Genomic DNA, 14,208 nt, shown 5'->3' on the forward strand with positions numbered 1-14,208 from the left:
GGTGGACACATGAATGTAGCGAATCCAATGGCTGTACAAGCTGCAGGTATGCCAGCAGCAGCCCAAGGACAAGCTGTTTCGGCACCAGCGCAGACGCTCACCGGGCTATTTGCGATGGAGATGGGGAACGCCTTGCAAGGAATGCCGCAATTAGCTGAGCTCCCACAGTTTGCAGAGGGATTATCCGAGGATGATATGGAAGCTTTGTCTAACTTGATGGCGATGATCCAGGCTTTGTTTGCGAACGACAATCCGCAGCAGCTCCAGCTCGAAGGTGAAGGCTCTGAACAGCTAAGTGCTGACGCTCTACAGGCTTTGCAAACCTTGATTGCCAAGTATGGGGGGGCTTTGGAAGGACAAACGGGTGCTGCAGTTACTCAGACTGACAAGCAAGCCGTTGTCACTGCATTCATGAACCAGGGACTGAGCCAGGAAGAAGCAGAGACATTTACGAATATGCTGCTTGCAATGGCAAAGCCGGTGAATGGGCAAAAAAGTGCAGGACTCGAAATGGTAACGAAGCAAGTGCATGAACTGTTTGAAGCATTAGGGGTAGAAGTCAGCAAAGAGGACAAAACGCAATCTGCGGGTAAAAATCCGATGATTCAGCAAGCAGCGTCTTTGGCTGCATTTCGCCTGAGCCAATCAGTGCGTACAGGTGAGCAGCGAAACACCTCTGATGCGCAAACGATTCAAAATTTGCAGATGAATCAAGCGTTATCGAAGTATCAAGCAGAAACCGGCATTCGCAATATTTCCGCTAAAACAGTGGAAGCGCAAGGATCTTTGTCTACGGGAACCCAAGTGACATCTCCAGCGGATGGACAGCAATCGCAGCCAATGACGGCTCCTGTTGTCACTCAAGGGAACCTGATCGATGGGGCTGCCGGGGAGCAAACGGCTGTATCCTCCAGACACGTAGTCCATGCTGATCAATTTGCCACCGAGATGAGCGATTTGTTTGTGAAGCAGATGAAGCTGGGCACGTTCCGTGGTTTCTCTGAAGCGAAAATCACCTTGAATCCGGAATCACTGGGCCAGGTGGATGTGAAGCTTACCTTGCAAAACGGAATGCTGACAGCGCATTTTACCGCGGAAACGAAAAACGGGAAGGAATTGCTGGACAATCAAATGTCCCAGCTGCGAACAGCTTTGATCAATCAAGGATTGCAGGTAGATCGCCTTGAAGTATCACAGCCGCAACAACAGCAAAACGCAGCTTTTGCTTTCCAACAACAGCAACGAGAGCAGGCTCGTCAACAACAAAATAACCAAAATCAGCAGCAAAAGAACGATGGAGAACAGGCTGAGTTCTCGATTGATCAGCTGGTTGAAGGAACGGGAACAGTAGATCGCACGCTTACCCGTATGCGTGGCTTGCGAAATGTTGAGTACACCGTTTAACAGATGAGGAGGAGACACCATGGCGAATTCATTCCGTGTTGGTCAACCCTTTTTTCCTCCAAAGCCGCCTGGTGTAACTAGACAACCTGTATCCAAACCCGTCGAAAAGCCCTTTCAGCAGTGGTTAACCGAAGCAGTAGCAGGAGACTCCAAACCGTCATCCGCCACCGCGCTAAGTTTTAGCCAACATGCTCTGCAGCGGCTGAAAGACAGAGGGATTCAACTGAGTGAAACAGATATGACGAGATTGGAACAAGCCGTCCAGAAAGCGGCAAATAAAGGAGCAAAAGAATCACTGGTTATGATGGACAGCGTGGCTTACGTGGTCAGCGTTGTGAATCGCAAAGTGATTACTGCGGTCGATGCGGGACACATGAAAGATAATGTGTTCACCAATATTGACAGCGCGATTTTTGTATAAAGCATAACGACAGGGCCGGCCCTCCTAGAGGAAGCCCTTGGATTACCGACTGATTGAGGTATTCCGCTATTACGTTACCACGAGAGGGAGATTGTAGATGATCCGTTCTTTGTACACTGGTGTATCAGGTTTGCGCGGGTTTCAAACAAAGCTTGACGTAATTGGCAATAACATTGCGAACGTAAATACGGTTGGTTACAAAAAGAGCCGCGTGATGTTCCAGGATGTATTGAGCCAAAACATCAAAGGCGCAACGGCTCCTTCTGAGGAAGGAAGAGGCGGGGTTAACCCGATGCAAGTTGGCTTGGGTTCTCAGGTAGCTTCCATTGAGATGGCTTTTACTGCCGGTAGCCCGATGACAACGAATCTGCCTACAGACCTTTCCATTGAAGGCGACGGATTTTTCGTTGTGAGCGAAGGCGCAGATGGCCCAACGTATTATACACGTGCGGGTAACTTTACCCGAGATGCCAACGGGTACTTGGTTAACTCCCAGGGACTTTATTTGCAAGGCGATACCGGTAACATTCAAATTCCGCGTGCCGATTACACTTCCTATTCAATTGGCAAAGACGGCAGCGTAGTGGGTGTCACTCCTGACGGTGAACTCGAAACAATCGCGACCGTCTATGTAAAAACGTTTGAAAACCCTGCTGGTCTCCAGAAGGTGGGGAACTCCCTGTACCAGAACACATTGAATGCTGACGGTGAAGGCGCTACAGAAGCTGCAACTCCAGCAGAGCTTGGCGTGAACATCATCTCTGGTCAATTGGAAATGTCCAACGTTGACCTGTCCGAAGAGTTCACTGAAATGATCACAGCACAACGCGGTTTCCAAGCGAACTCTCGTATCATCACTACATCCGACAGTGTGCTTGAAGAATTGGTCAACCTGAAACGATAAGGTTTCAGCTTAGCAGGGTAATGTGAGCAAGAAGAGGGGGAACCGATCCCCCTCTCCATATCGATCTTAACGAGGTAACTTACCATGATCGAATTAACCCGATTTAATGGAACGACATTTTTTCTGAACATCACGCACATTGAATCTGTAGAAGCAACACCGGATACCGTGATTACGCTGACGAATGGCAAAAAGTTCCTTGTCAAGGACAAGGCTGAAACGATTGCTGCTCGCATCAGCGAATTCTATCAGCAAGGAACACCCAAAACGGTCGTCCCTCGTCCCATAGACGATTCCATATAATAGCGGGAGGAGCACTATGTTTAAAAACAAATTGTTTAATATGGCTCTCATTATCATTATCGCCATAACTTTATTGGGTGTTGTCTCCTTTGTACTGTGGCAAACCTACTTATCACCTGCTGCCCAAACGGAGCAACATGAAGAACCGAAGGAAGCAGAACCATTAACTGCCGATGAAATGCAAGAGTTTACCGTTGACACAGGTGAAATTACAACCAATTTGGTTACCAACAACTACATTATCGTGCGTTTCAGCATTACGGCAGATAGTGCGGATGGAAAAGAAGAGTTGACCAAGCGCTTGCCGCAAGTGAACCAAATCATCATTAAAGCACTGGCTGGACTGTCTCCGGATGACATCAAAGGAACCGAAGGCATCAACAAGCTGGAAGCGAAAATTATGAATGAGGTCAGTTCCATCATGCTGGAGGGCAAAATTGTGCAGGTTATTACCACAAAAAGAGTGTTGTCCTAAGTGTAATCAGATTGTTAAATACATAGGTAGGGAGGTGACGAAATATGGCCGAGGTTCTCTCACAGAGTGAAATTGACGCATTACTGGCTGCTCTCTCATCGGGAGAAATGGATGCCAACGAGCTGAAAAAAGAAGAGACCGAGAGAAAGGTAAAAGTTTACGACTTCAAAAGGGCGTTACGCTTCTCGAAGGACCAAATACGCGGGCTTACACGAATTCACGAGAACTACGCCCGGTTGTTGACAACCTATTTCTCAGCGCAGCTTCGCACCTTCGTACAGATCAGTGTCGCTTCCGTTGATCAATTGCCATATGACGAATTTATTCGATCCATTCCGAAAATGACGATTCTGAATATTTTCGAAGCACCGCCGTTGGAAGGCCGCATGGTAATGGAGGTAAACCCGAATATTGCTTATGCGATGCTTGACCGACTGCTAGGTGGACAAGGAATTATTCCCGACAAAATGGGCGCCCTGACCGAAATTGAAACAACGGTCATGGAAAAAGTGTTTGGAAAAGCATTGGACAGTTTCCACGAAGCCTGGAAACAAATCATTGAACTGGATCCGTATCTGGAAGTCATGGAAATGAATCCACAGTTCATGCAGATCGTCTCCCCGAACGAAATTGTTGCCGTAATCTCGTTTAGTACGAAGATCGGTGAGACAACCGGGATGATCAATCTCTGTCTGCCGCACGTCGTACTGGAACCAATCATGCCGAAGCTTTCCGGACAATATTGGTTTGCTACGCAAAAGAAAACGAGAGATGAGCAAGAGAAGATTAGGTTGGAGGAGCATGTCAAAACAGCAAAACTACCGATTATCGCCGAGTTGGGAACTTCTACGATCACGGTTGGCGAGTTCCTTCAATTAGCCAAAGGTGATGTAATCCAGCTGGATCAATCGATTGACAACAAACTGAAGATCAAGGTTGGAGAAAGGCTGAAATTCTTGGGACAGCCAGGAACCGCGAAGGGACGCGTCGCAGTACAGATTGACGAAGTCCTCGAGGAAGGGGAGGAGAACATTGAGTAGGGACATGTTGTCTCAGGACGAAATAGACGCGCTCTTGCGCGCCAATAGTTTGGTTGGGGAAGATGAAGAGGAACCAGGTGTAGATGTGAACAGCTTGCTCTCCGCTTTCGAGCAAGATGCGTTGGGTGAGATCGGAAACATTACTTTCGGAAGCGCTGCAACAGCGTTGTCCACCCTGTTGAATCAAAAAGTCGATATTACAACACCGACGGTTACTTTGGTAAAACGCTCGACATTGGAGGATGAGTTCCCTCGTCCTCACGTTGCGATTCATGTTCAATATACAGATGGTTTTGAAGGGATCAATCTGTTGGTGATTCGCGTAGAAGATGCTGCGATCATCGCCGATTTGATGATGGGCGGAAACGGCCAACCGACATCCACTGAAATGTCTGAGCTGCATATCAGTGCGGTACAGGAAGCGATGAACCAGATGATGGGTTCCGCAGCTACCTCGATGTCTACCATCTTTAATCAGTTTGTAAATATCTCACCTCCTGGCATTGATGTGATGGATCTTGCGAATGGAGAAGGTTCCGAGAATATCCCAACGGGTGATACGTTGGTAAAGATTTCTTTCCGCTTAAAAGTGGGGGAACACGGTGAGTTGATCGATTCTTCGATCATGCAGCTGCTCCCAGTGCCATTTGCAAAAGCCATGATTGATATGCTGATGGGAACAGGCGCAAGTGCAGAGGCGGAACCAGCACCACAGGCAGCAGCTGCGCCAGCGCCAGCAAGCCAGCCGCCACAAGCGCCACCACAGGCAGCTGCACCTCAAGCGCAGGTTCCACCGCAAGCACCGCCTGCTCAACCACCGGTGGATCCATATGCTGCATACGGCCAACCGCCGCAAGCGGGAGGATATCCGCCATACCCATATCCGCCGTATCCACCATATCCGTACCCGCCGCAATATCAGCAACCACCTGCTGCGCATATGCCGCAGCAATATGGTGGTATGGTTGGAAGTCAGTCAGCGGCAAACGTACAAACGGCACAGTTTTCACCGTTGGGCGCAGGACGACTTCCTGTAGAAGAGGAACAAAACCTGAACTTGCTCCTCGACATTCCATTGCAAGTGACGGTAGAACTCGGACGTACACGGAAAGTGATCAAGGATATTCTCGAGCTCTCCTCGGGTTCGATTATTCAGCTGGATAAGCTTGCAGGGGAACCAGTTGATATTCTTGTCAATAACAAACTGATCGCGAAAGGCGAGGTAGTCGTTATTGACGAAAACTTCGGGGTAAGGGTAACCGATATCATCAGCCAATGGGATCGCGTACAAAAACTTCAGTAATTTTTTCCATATATTAAGGGAGGAACTAACCAATGTCTAACAAAGTGTTGATCGTGGATGATGCAGCTTTCATGAGAATGATGATTAAAGAAATTCTGACCAAAAACGGTTTTAACGTGGTAGGGGAAGCTAGCGACGGCGCGCAAGCTCTTGAAAAATATAAAGAATTAGGACCAGACCTGGTTACAATGGATATCACCATGCCAGAAATGGATGGAATCACAGCATTGAAAGAGATCCGCAAAATTGATCCGAATGCACGTATCATTATGTGTTCAGCGATGGGGCAGCAGGCCATGGTAATTGATGCGATCCAAGCGGGCGCGAAAGACTTTATTGTAAAACCATTCCAAGCAGATCGCGTTATTGAAGCGATCAAGAAAACACTGGGATAAATAATGAATTTCCGTAAATTTGGAGGCACCCTGCTGAGCATTTGCTGCGTCATCCTGCTGTTGGTTGGATTCCATCCTGCAAACGCGTACGCAGACGAAAAAACGTCCGTCTGGGACACACTCCAAAATCCATCCGCCGTCAAACAATCTGACGGCGGCACTGCATCGCAGCCGGAGAGTGCACCGCTTGCTTCGAACGAGTCTCCGAGCGGTTTTATGCTTTTCCTGCAAGTTGTGTTTTCATTAGGATTAATTATTGTGTTAATTTATCTCTTGCTTCGCTTTTTGGCGAAGAAGCAAGTGGGAAACAATCAGAGTGGACCGATGCGTGTGGTCAGCAGCCTGTCGATGGGAAGCAGCAAAAGCCTGCATATCGTGATGATAGGTGATTCCTTATACATTTTAGGGATTGGTGACAGCATACAGCTCATTCGCCATATTCCGGCGGGGGATGAGATGGATCTTTTGCTTGCAGAAGCGGAGATCAAGGCGCAAGCGAAAACACTGCCTGATTGGTTCCCTTTCTTACGAGGGAAGAAAGACTCAGACATAGAGCTTCCATTCACGGACCAGCCTGCCTCTGATGCGCAGTCCTTCACGGAGCTGCTCGAACGTCAATGGGAAGAGGTAAATCAAGACAAGCATTCCAAGGCAAACTGGCAAGATCGTGACAACGGGGGTGGGAGAGCGTGAAGAAGATCATGCCGCTACTGCTTATGCTTCTCGCCATACTCGCGCTTCCATCCATCGCATCTGCAGCAGCGAACGTACCTCTGATACCGAATGTCGATTTGAAGATCGGCGGGGGGACGGGAAGTCCGGAAGATACTTCTACGGCAGTCCAATTGCTGCTGATGTTAACCGTGCTGTCAGTCGCGCCTGCCATTCTGTTGTTGACCACCTGCTTTACCCGAATTGTCGTGGTATTGTCATTTGTTCGAAATGCGCTTGGCACACAGCAAATGCCACCCAACCAAGTGCTCGTTGGTTTAGCCCTGTTTATGACGTTCTTTATCATGAGTCCGACGTTGGCCCAGGTCAATGAAAAAGCGGTACAGCCATTTATCGCGGGCAAGGTCACACAGGAACAAGCGTTAACAGCAGCGGCCATCCCGATGAAAGAGTTTATGGCAAAGCAGACGAGACAAAAGGATTTGGCGCTTTTTCTTCAATATACAAAAGCGGAACAGCCCAAATCAGTGCAGGATATCCCGTTAACCGCTCTGGTGCCGGCCTATGTCATCAGTGAATTGAAAACGGCCTTTCAGATTGGCTTCATGATCTTTATTCCGTTCCTGGTCATTGACATGATCGTCTCAAGTATTTTGATGGGGATGGGGATGATGATGCTGCCGCCAGTCATGATCTCGTTACCGTTTAAGATCTTGCTGTTTATCATGGTCGACGGCTGGTATCTCGTCGTCAAATCATTGCTGTTAAGCTTTTAATATCGAAATGATGGTTGCCAACACAAGAAGGAGGAGACAAGCATGACACAAGAATTGCTCATGCAAATCGCGCAAGGTTCCGTTTATACGATCTTGCTGGTAACGGCGCCTGCTCTCGGTGTGGGTCTGCTTGTAGGTCTGCTTGTCAGTATCTTCCAAGCGACGACCCAGATCCAAGAACAAACACTGGCTTTTATTCCGAAGATCGTAGCCGTTTTAGCTACTATTATTATTGCGGGACCTTGGATGTTGCGGGTAGTGGTTGAGTTCGCGATGAACATCTTTGGCAACTTGCACAAATTTGTAGGCTGATCCGGATGGAATTGATCTATCATTACTTGCCGATCTTCTTACTCGTGTTTGTTCGCATGACGTCATTCTTTGTGACCGCGCCGATTTTTTCAACGAGAGGCGTTCCCAATCAAGTGAAGATTGGATTGGGTTTTTTGCTCGCTGTTGTCAGTTTTTCTTATATACCAACGACAGCAACGATCCCGCTCGATCTATTTTTTATCATTTATGTCCTGAAAGAAGTGCTGGTCGGTTTAATTTTGGGATTCATCTGCGAAATGGTCTTCTTCACGATTCAAATCGCGGGTGGCCTCATGGATATGCAGATGGGGCTGGCGATGGCGAATATTATCGACCCCCGAACTGGCGCATACGTACCGATCACAGGTACATTTAAAAATATTTTAGCTACACTGTATTTTCTCTCCATCAACGGCCACCACATGCTGATCAAAGGGATGATCAGCAGCTACAAAGCGATACCGGTAGATCGTATGTGGGCTGCGTTCGGAGATGAACAAGTGTTCATGCATGCTGTAAAAGTATTCAGCAACATGTTCGCAGGAGCCATGCTAATGGCAGCGCCCATTGTCGTTGCGTTATTCCTGGTAGATCTCTCTCTTGGTATTATCGCCAAATCCGTCCCGCAATTTAATATCTTTGTGGTAGGTTTACCGATAAAATTGATTGCCAGTTTTTTACTGCTCGTTGTAGTCTTCCCGGCATTCTTTATCGTACTTAGTGGTCTATTTGAAAAGATGTTCATGGCGATGGCTGAGATGATGACATTATTGGGGGGATCGTCATGATAGGTCCCAAATTGCTCTTACGGCTTGACCTGCAGTATTTTAACGGAGAAAAAACAGAGAAACCAACACCCCAAAAATTGCAAGACGCCCGCAAGAAAGGGCAGGTCGCCAAAAGCCCGGATTTATCGCCTGCTTTTGTCCTCGTTGCAGTTTTTGGTGTATTGATGATCTTTGGTTCCTCCATGTATGACTCGTTTTTGCGAATCATGAGGGAGTCCTTGACAACCTATACGACATGGCAAGTGACGCAGGATAATCTCTCCGTCATCACCATGCAGATCTTGAGAGAGGCCGCCAAAATTGTGGGACCGATTCTAGGGATCGTTTTGGTGATCGGACTTGCTGTCAATTACATGCAAGTAGGTGTGCTGTTTACGACAGAACCGTTGATGATGAAATTGGAAAAGTTAAATCCGATCCAGGGGGCCAAGCGAATATTCGCACTGCGCTCACTGGTCGAGCTGCTCAAATCCTTGCTGAAAATCTCTGCGGGGATCCTTGTCGCCTACATGGTGTTGTGGGATGTCAAGGAAGAGGTAGTGAGGCTGTCACTGACGTCACTGGAAAGTGTTCTTAGCTTTGCGGCGATGGAAGCCGTAAAAGTAGGGTTGTATGTCGGTGTCCTGCTCATCATCCTGGGTGCATTCGATTTCTTCTATCAGAAATATGAACACACCAAAAACTTGCGGATGTCCAAGCAAGACATTAAGGACGAGTACAAAAAATCCGAAGGGGACCCGTTGATTAAAAGCAAGATCAAGGAACGCCAGCGTCAAATGGCCATGCGCCGGATGATGCAAGAGGTTCCGAAAGCGGATGTAATCATTACGAACCCCACCCACTTTGCGGTGGCAATCCAGTATGAGGCGGGCACGATGACTGCTCCCACGGTGATTGCGAAAGGACAGGATTACGTAGCGCTGAAGATCAAGGAAATTGCGAAGAAAAATGGTGTCATTACGATGGAAAACAAGCCGCTGGCGAGGGCGCTTTTCAGCCAAGTGGAAATTGGACAGCAAATCCCGGAGGACATGTTTAAGGCAGTCGCTGAAGTATTGGCCTATGTCTATAAACTGCAAGGAAAAGTAAAGTAGGCTTCACGCACAAATTCTTATAAAGAAAGGAGGAGACGAGGTGAGATTCAAAGAGCTTGGCGTCATTTTTTTCGTCATCAGCATCGTAGTCATGATGGTGATCCCGTTACCAACTGCCTTGCTTGATTTGTTGCTGATCTTGAACGTATCCCTATCCTTGACGATCTTGCTCGTCTCCATGAATACAAAAGAAGCGCTGGATTTTTCCATCTTTCCAACGCTGCTGCTCGTCACAACGTTATTTCGACTGGCTTTGAACGTGTCGACAACCCGAAATATTCTCTCGCATGCGGAAGGCGGAAAAGTCATTGAAGCTTTCGGTAGCTTTGTAGTCGGGGGAAATCAGGTTGTCGGCTTTGTTGTATTTTTAATCCTGGTCATTATCCAATTTATTGTCATTACCAAAGGTTCGGAACGTGTAGCAGAGGTTGCAGCACGTTTTACATTGGATGCGATGCCCGGTAAACAGATGAGTATTGATGCCGATTTGAATGCCGGCATGATTAATGAGCAGGAAGCACGTTCCCGCCGCCAAAAAATCGAGCGGGAAGCGGACTTTTATGGAGCCATGGATGGTGCGAGTAAATTCGTAAAAGGGGATGCCATTGCCGGGATCATCATTTTCGTGATCAACATTATCGGCGGATTTATCATTGGTATGCTCATTCATGATATGAGCTTCAGTGAAGCATTGTCCAAGTTTACGCATATGTCGATCGGGGACGCGCTCGTCAGCCAAATTCCGGCGCTTCTCATTTCGACCGCGACCGGGATTATTGTCACGCGAGCAAATTCCGAAGGTGGTTTAGGGCAAGATATTACGGAGCAAATCTTTAGCTCGCCGCGGTTGCTGTACATTGTGGCCGGAGCGATCACGTTGTTAGGTCTGTTCACACCGATTTCTTTACTGCCTGTAGCACCTATCGCAGCCATTCTTGCTTTTGCCGGCTGGAAAATGTCTAAGAAGCAAAAAACGAAAATGGCCGAAACTGCTTTTCATGAAGAAGAACAGCAAATTGAAGAGGTGCGCAGTCCCGAAAGCGTGGTCAACCTGCTTCAGGTGGATCCCATTGAGTTTGAGTTCGGTTATGGCTTAATTCCTCTGGCGGATGTAAAACAAGGCGGTGACTTGCTGGACCGCGTGATTATGATTCGTCGCCAATGTGCGCTGGAACTGGGGATTGTCGTTCCAGTGATCCGTATCCGCGACAATATCCAGCTGCGCCCGAATGAATATGTAATCAAAATCAAGGGCAATCAGGTGGCCAAAGGCGAAATTCTGCTCGATCACTACTTGGCGATGAGCCCTGGCTTTGATGACGATAACGTGATTGGTATACCAACTACGGAACCTGCGTTTGGATTGCCTGCATTATGGGTAACAGAAGAGCATAAGGAAATCGCTGAGCTGTCCAGCTATACGGTAGTGGATCCGCCATCGGTTGTCGCAACGCATCTCACTGAGATCATCAAGCGTCATGCGCACGAGCTGCTGGGACGCCAAGAAACGCGGGCGTTGATCGATAACATTCGTGAAACGATGCCGGTGTTGGTGGACGAACTGATACCTGGTCTCCTGTCGATTGGCGACGTACAGAAGGTATTGCAGAAGCTGTTGAAAGAAAAAATTTCGATTCGCAACCTCAGCATGATTTTGGAAGCATTAGCGGATCAAGCCGTTTATACCAAAGACACCGATGTGTTGACCGAGTATGCACGCCAGGCGCTTTCGCGGCAAATTACCCTGCAATTTAGCGAGCAAGGACAACCGCTGCGCGTGATTACGGCTGGACCTGGTCTGGAAAAGGCAATCTCGGAGCGGGTAGAACAGACGGAGCAAGGAACCTATCTCGCCATCGACCCGGAAACTTCTCAGCAAATCTATGAAAACTTGACTGAACAAGTGAACAGAATGGTCAATGCTGGTCAGCAACCGATTATTCTCGCTTCACCTGCAATCCGGATGTACATGAGACAGCTGATGGAGAGAATGATGCCGGATATTCCAGTCATCTCGTACAGTGAGTTGGAGCCCCATGTTGAAGTTCAAAGTGTTGGGATGGTGAATATCTAGTGAGAGTGAAGCGATATATCGTCGATTCGATGCCGGAAGCGATGGAAAAGATCAGGATTGAGCTGGGGAAAGATGCCATCATCTTAAACAGCAAACCGATCAAAACGGGTGGCTTTCTGGGGATGTTCAGCAAACAACAGATTGAAGTGATTGCGGCTGTCGAAGAAAAAAGCATCGGGCAGTCAAAGGCAGAAGCAGCCAGCAAAAAGGAAAGAACGGTTGCAACGGTGCCAGTACCGAGTGCGGCACAGGCGTACCGCAAGTCTGGCGGAGGAGAATCAAGCATCCGCACACTGGAGAGACCAGTAGCACTGGAGACGCAAGCCCCCATTATGCAACCAGTTGCTGCCCAGCCGCTTCGGCAAGAGAGCGCTCCCATAAAAACCATGCCGATGCAGCCTGTGCCTGAAGACCGACCTTTACACAGCAGTGGACTGACGGCACCTGCTCGCCCGCAGGTGCAACAGACCGTGTCTGAACAGCAAGATTTGGCACAAGAACTGCGCGATATGAGAGAGATGTTTCGAAAACTGCTGTTAAAGGGAAATGATAAGCATCTTCCTTCTTCCCTCGCACTTGTTCGTGATCGGTTGCTTGAGCAGGAAGTGGAAGAGGAGCTCGTATCAACGATTATTGGCGACTTGCTGAAAAAATTCGAGCAGCCGGAAGAAACGACAGAGGAAGAGGCATTGCAGGCGGCCATGGATTTGGTACGAGGGAGAATCAGTAAACACAATGAGGCTCCGGCTCGAATTGAACGCACTGCGAAATGCGCATTTTTCTTTGGGCCGACCGGTGTGGGGAAAACCACTACGATTGCCAAGCTTGCGGCTGAATGCATGCTGAAGGAAAAACGGAAAGTGGGCTTTATTACTTCGGATACGTTTCGGATCGCCGCTGTTGAACAACTAAGGACCTATGCAAACATCTTAAACGTGCCGATGGAAGTCGTATTTTCGCCAGGGGAAATCGGACAAGCGCTGGAGAAGCTGCGGCATTGTGACTTGATCCTCGTGGATACGGCTGGTCGCAACTATCGAAATGATGAGTACGTCACCGCGATCAAGGAGCTTTTGGATTACGGAGAAACAAGCGTGCATTATCTCGTGTTGAGCCTGACCGCCAAATACAGCGATATGAAAGCCATTGCGAGCAACTTCTGCGATATTCCAAATGCACGGGCGATCTTTACGAAGGCGGATGAAACGAAGGCGTATGGTCCCATCTTGAACATCGTTGATCAGTATAAACTGGCGCTCTCGTATATTACGACGGGGCAAAATGTTCCCGATGACATTGTCCTGGCAACCCCCGAACGAGTGACCAAAATGATCATGGGGGACGATACGTATGCATGATCAAGCAGCGCAGTTGCGGGAGCGCTTGCAGCGAAGCGCTCAGGGGCGTTCAACCCGTTTAGTAACAGTTACCAGCGGCAAAGGCGGAGTGGGTAAGTCCAATTTCACCTTGAATTTTGCGCTCGGACTCATCGAACGAGGACAAAAGGTCGTCATTTTCGATGTTGATGTCGGATTTGCTAATCTGGATGTACTGATGGGGATCTCATCCAAACACAATTTGCTGGAATTGCTGGAGCCAGGTCGTACTGTTTCCGACATTATGGAAAAAGGGCCAAATGGATTGGAGTTCATTCCCGGCGGTTCCGGCTTTACACAGCTGATGCATCTGGATGACGAAAAATTGGACACCCTCTTCTCGCGATTGGAAGATTTGCAGGGATATGCGGACACGATTTTGTTTGATACAGGGGCAGGGGTTTCGAATGAATCGATGCGTTTCATGCTGGCATCTGACGAAGTTCTCCTGGTAACGACACCGGAACCGACGGCGATCACAGATGCTTACGCTGTCATCAAAATGATTCATTCGCAAAATCCGAAGACAAACATCCAGCTTGTGATTAACCGGGTAAGTACGGAAAAGGAAGGAAAAAGCACAGCTGACAAGCTTTCCTTGGTGGCCAAACGATTCCTCGACATGGAATTGACCACGCTGGGGTATGTAGCGGATGACGCAATTGTAACCAAAGCGGTCAAACAGCAAAAGCCATTTCTCCTTACCTATCCGCACTCACAAGCTAGCAAAGGGATTCGTGATCTGGTCAACAGCTATCTGCGGGTTGAGCGAAAGCAACCAGATGCGGTTAGCGGGATACGAGGATTCCTTACAAAAATGAAGCGATTCATTCGATAAACGCTCATTAGGATCGATGAAGGGAGCTGCAGC

16 protein-coding genes are annotated in these 14,208 nt (G+C 48.3%); all 16 read left to right on the top strand.

The features are described from left to right. Positions 1 to 9: 9 nt before the first annotated feature. Positions 10 to 1,404: a flagellar hook-length control protein FliK gene (locus tag EIZ37_RS18185; protein WP_134686201.1), complete on the top strand. Its 1,395-nt coding sequence runs from the start codon at positions 10 to 12 to the stop codon at positions 1,402 to 1,404. Positions 1,405 to 1,423: 19 nt separating this feature from the next. Further along, positions 1,424 to 1,825 carry a TIGR02530 family flagellar biosynthesis protein gene (locus EIZ37_RS18190; protein ID WP_134686202.1) on the top strand — a complete coding sequence of 134 codons (402 nt, stop codon included), beginning with the start codon at positions 1,424 to 1,426 and terminating at the stop codon, positions 1,823 to 1,825. Between the two features lie 97 nt (positions 1,826 to 1,922). Beyond that, entirely contained in the window at positions 1,923 to 2,729 is an 807-nt protein-coding gene (gene flgG / locus EIZ37_RS18195) for a flagellar basal body rod protein FlgG (protein WP_134686203.1), read from the top strand. Positions 2,730 to 2,813: 84 nt separating this feature from the next. Then, positions 2,814 to 3,032: a flagellar FlbD family protein gene (locus EIZ37_RS18200; RefSeq protein WP_134686204.1), complete on the top strand. Its 219-nt coding sequence runs from the start codon at positions 2,814 to 2,816 to the stop codon at positions 3,030 to 3,032. Between the two features lie 16 nt (positions 3,033 to 3,048). After that, the gene (locus EIZ37_RS18205; RefSeq protein ID WP_134686205.1) at positions 3,049 to 3,507 is read left to right on the top strand and encodes a flagellar basal body-associated FliL family protein; all 459 of its coding nucleotides are present in this window, start codon (positions 3,049 to 3,051) and stop codon (positions 3,505 to 3,507) included. Positions 3,508 to 3,551: 44 nt separating this feature from the next. Next, positions 3,552 to 4,547, top strand: a complete 996-nt coding sequence (gene fliM / locus EIZ37_RS18210; RefSeq protein ID WP_134686206.1) for a flagellar motor switch protein FliM — start codon at positions 3,552 to 3,554, stop codon at positions 4,545 to 4,547. Beyond that, positions 4,540 to 5,850 (top strand): flagellar motor switch phosphatase FliY, encoded by a 1,311-nt coding sequence (fliY, locus tag EIZ37_RS18215; RefSeq protein WP_134686207.1) that lies wholly within the window; start codon positions 4,540 to 4,542, stop codon positions 5,848 to 5,850. Before fliM ends, fliY begins: the two co-directional genes overlap by 8 nt. 32 nt (positions 5,851 to 5,882) lie before the next feature. Continuing rightward, positions 5,883 to 6,245, top strand: a complete 363-nt coding sequence (locus tag EIZ37_RS18220; protein ID WP_134686208.1) for a response regulator — start codon at positions 5,883 to 5,885, stop codon at positions 6,243 to 6,245. A 3-nt stretch (positions 6,246 to 6,248) separates the two neighbouring features. After that, entirely contained in the window at positions 6,249 to 6,938 is a 690-nt protein-coding gene (locus EIZ37_RS18225; protein ID WP_134686209.1) for a flagellar biosynthetic protein FliO, read from the top strand. A gap of 23 nt (positions 6,939 to 6,961) precedes the next feature. Continuing rightward, a complete protein-coding gene (gene fliP / locus EIZ37_RS18230; protein WP_407921153.1) occupies positions 6,962 to 7,693 on the top strand; it encodes a flagellar type III secretion system pore protein FliP in 732 nt (243 codons plus the stop codon). Between the two features lie 42 nt (positions 7,694 to 7,735). Continuing rightward, positions 7,736 to 8,005, top strand: coding sequence for a flagellar biosynthesis protein FliQ (gene fliQ, locus EIZ37_RS18235; RefSeq protein ID WP_134686210.1), 270 nt, complete (start codon positions 7,736 to 7,738; stop codon positions 8,003 to 8,005). 5 nt (positions 8,006 to 8,010) lie between these two features. After that, positions 8,011 to 8,793 (top strand): flagellar biosynthetic protein FliR, encoded by a 783-nt coding sequence (gene fliR, locus EIZ37_RS18240; RefSeq protein WP_134686211.1) that lies wholly within the window; start codon positions 8,011 to 8,013, stop codon positions 8,791 to 8,793. Further along, positions 8,790 to 9,887, top strand: coding sequence for a flagellar biosynthesis protein FlhB (gene flhB, locus EIZ37_RS18245; RefSeq protein ID WP_134686212.1), 1,098 nt, complete (start codon positions 8,790 to 8,792; stop codon positions 9,885 to 9,887). The genes fliR and flhB overlap by 4 nt, the downstream gene beginning before the upstream one ends. Before the next feature lie 91 nt (positions 9,888 to 9,978). After that, positions 9,979 to 11,961, top strand: a complete 1,983-nt coding sequence (gene flhA, locus EIZ37_RS18250) for a flagellar biosynthesis protein FlhA (protein WP_235828101.1) — start codon at positions 9,979 to 9,981, stop codon at positions 11,959 to 11,961. Next, positions 11,961 to 13,319 (top strand): flagellar biosynthesis protein FlhF, encoded by a 1,359-nt coding sequence (gene flhF, locus EIZ37_RS18255; protein WP_134686214.1) that lies wholly within the window; start codon positions 11,961 to 11,963, stop codon positions 13,317 to 13,319. The genes flhA and flhF overlap by 1 nt, the downstream gene beginning before the upstream one ends. Next, the gene (locus tag EIZ37_RS18260) at positions 13,312 to 14,175 is read left to right on the top strand and encodes a MinD/ParA family protein (protein WP_134686215.1); all 864 of its coding nucleotides are present in this window, start codon (positions 13,312 to 13,314) and stop codon (positions 14,173 to 14,175) included. Before flhF ends, EIZ37_RS18260 begins: the two co-directional genes overlap by 8 nt. Positions 14,176 to 14,208: the final 33 nt, after the last annotated feature.

This window comes from Brevibacillus migulae (assembly GCF_004521915.1).
Lineage (GTDB): Bacteria > Bacillota > Bacilli > Brevibacillales > Brevibacillaceae > Brevibacillus_F > Brevibacillus_F migulae.

Bases quoted from the DNA above. Each gene is read 5' to 3' on its own strand.
- EIZ37_RS18200 (WP_134686204.1), top strand. From the start codon at position 2,814: ATGATCGAATTAACCCGATTTAATGGAACGACATTTTTTCTGAACATC.
- EIZ37_RS18220 (WP_134686208.1), top strand. From the start codon at position 5,883: ATGTCTAACAAAGTGTTGATCGTGGATGATGCAGCTTTCATGAGAATG.
- fliM (WP_134686206.1), top strand. From the start codon at position 3,552: ATGGCCGAGGTTCTCTCACAGAGTGAAATTGACGCATTACTGGCTGCT.
- EIZ37_RS18205 (WP_134686205.1), top strand. From the start codon at position 3,049: ATGTTTAAAAACAAATTGTTTAATATGGCTCTCATTATCATTATCGCC.
- flgG (WP_134686203.1), top strand. From the start codon at position 1,923: ATGATCCGTTCTTTGTACACTGGTGTATCAGGTTTGCGCGGGTTTCAA.
- EIZ37_RS18185 (WP_134686201.1), top strand. From the start codon at position 10: ATGAATGTAGCGAATCCAATGGCTGTACAAGCTGCAGGTATGCCAGCA.
- flhB (WP_134686212.1), top strand. From the start codon at position 8,790: ATGATAGGTCCCAAATTGCTCTTACGGCTTGACCTGCAGTATTTTAAC.
- EIZ37_RS18190 (WP_134686202.1), top strand. From the start codon at position 1,424: ATGGCGAATTCATTCCGTGTTGGTCAACCCTTTTTTCCTCCAAAGCCG.
- fliR (WP_134686211.1), top strand. From the start codon at position 8,011: ATGGAATTGATCTATCATTACTTGCCGATCTTCTTACTCGTGTTTGTT.
- fliQ (WP_134686210.1), top strand. From the start codon at position 7,736: ATGACACAAGAATTGCTCATGCAAATCGCGCAAGGTTCCGTTTATACG.
- fliP (WP_407921153.1), top strand. From the start codon at position 6,962: ATGCTTCTCGCCATACTCGCGCTTCCATCCATCGCATCTGCAGCAGCG.
- EIZ37_RS18225 (WP_134686209.1), top strand. From the start codon at position 6,249: ATGAATTTCCGTAAATTTGGAGGCACCCTGCTGAGCATTTGCTGCGTC.
- EIZ37_RS18260 (WP_134686215.1), top strand. From the start codon at position 13,312: ATGCATGATCAAGCAGCGCAGTTGCGGGAGCGCTTGCAGCGAAGCGCT.
- flhA (WP_235828101.1), top strand. From the start codon at position 9,979: ATGATGGTGATCCCGTTACCAACTGCCTTGCTTGATTTGTTGCTGATC.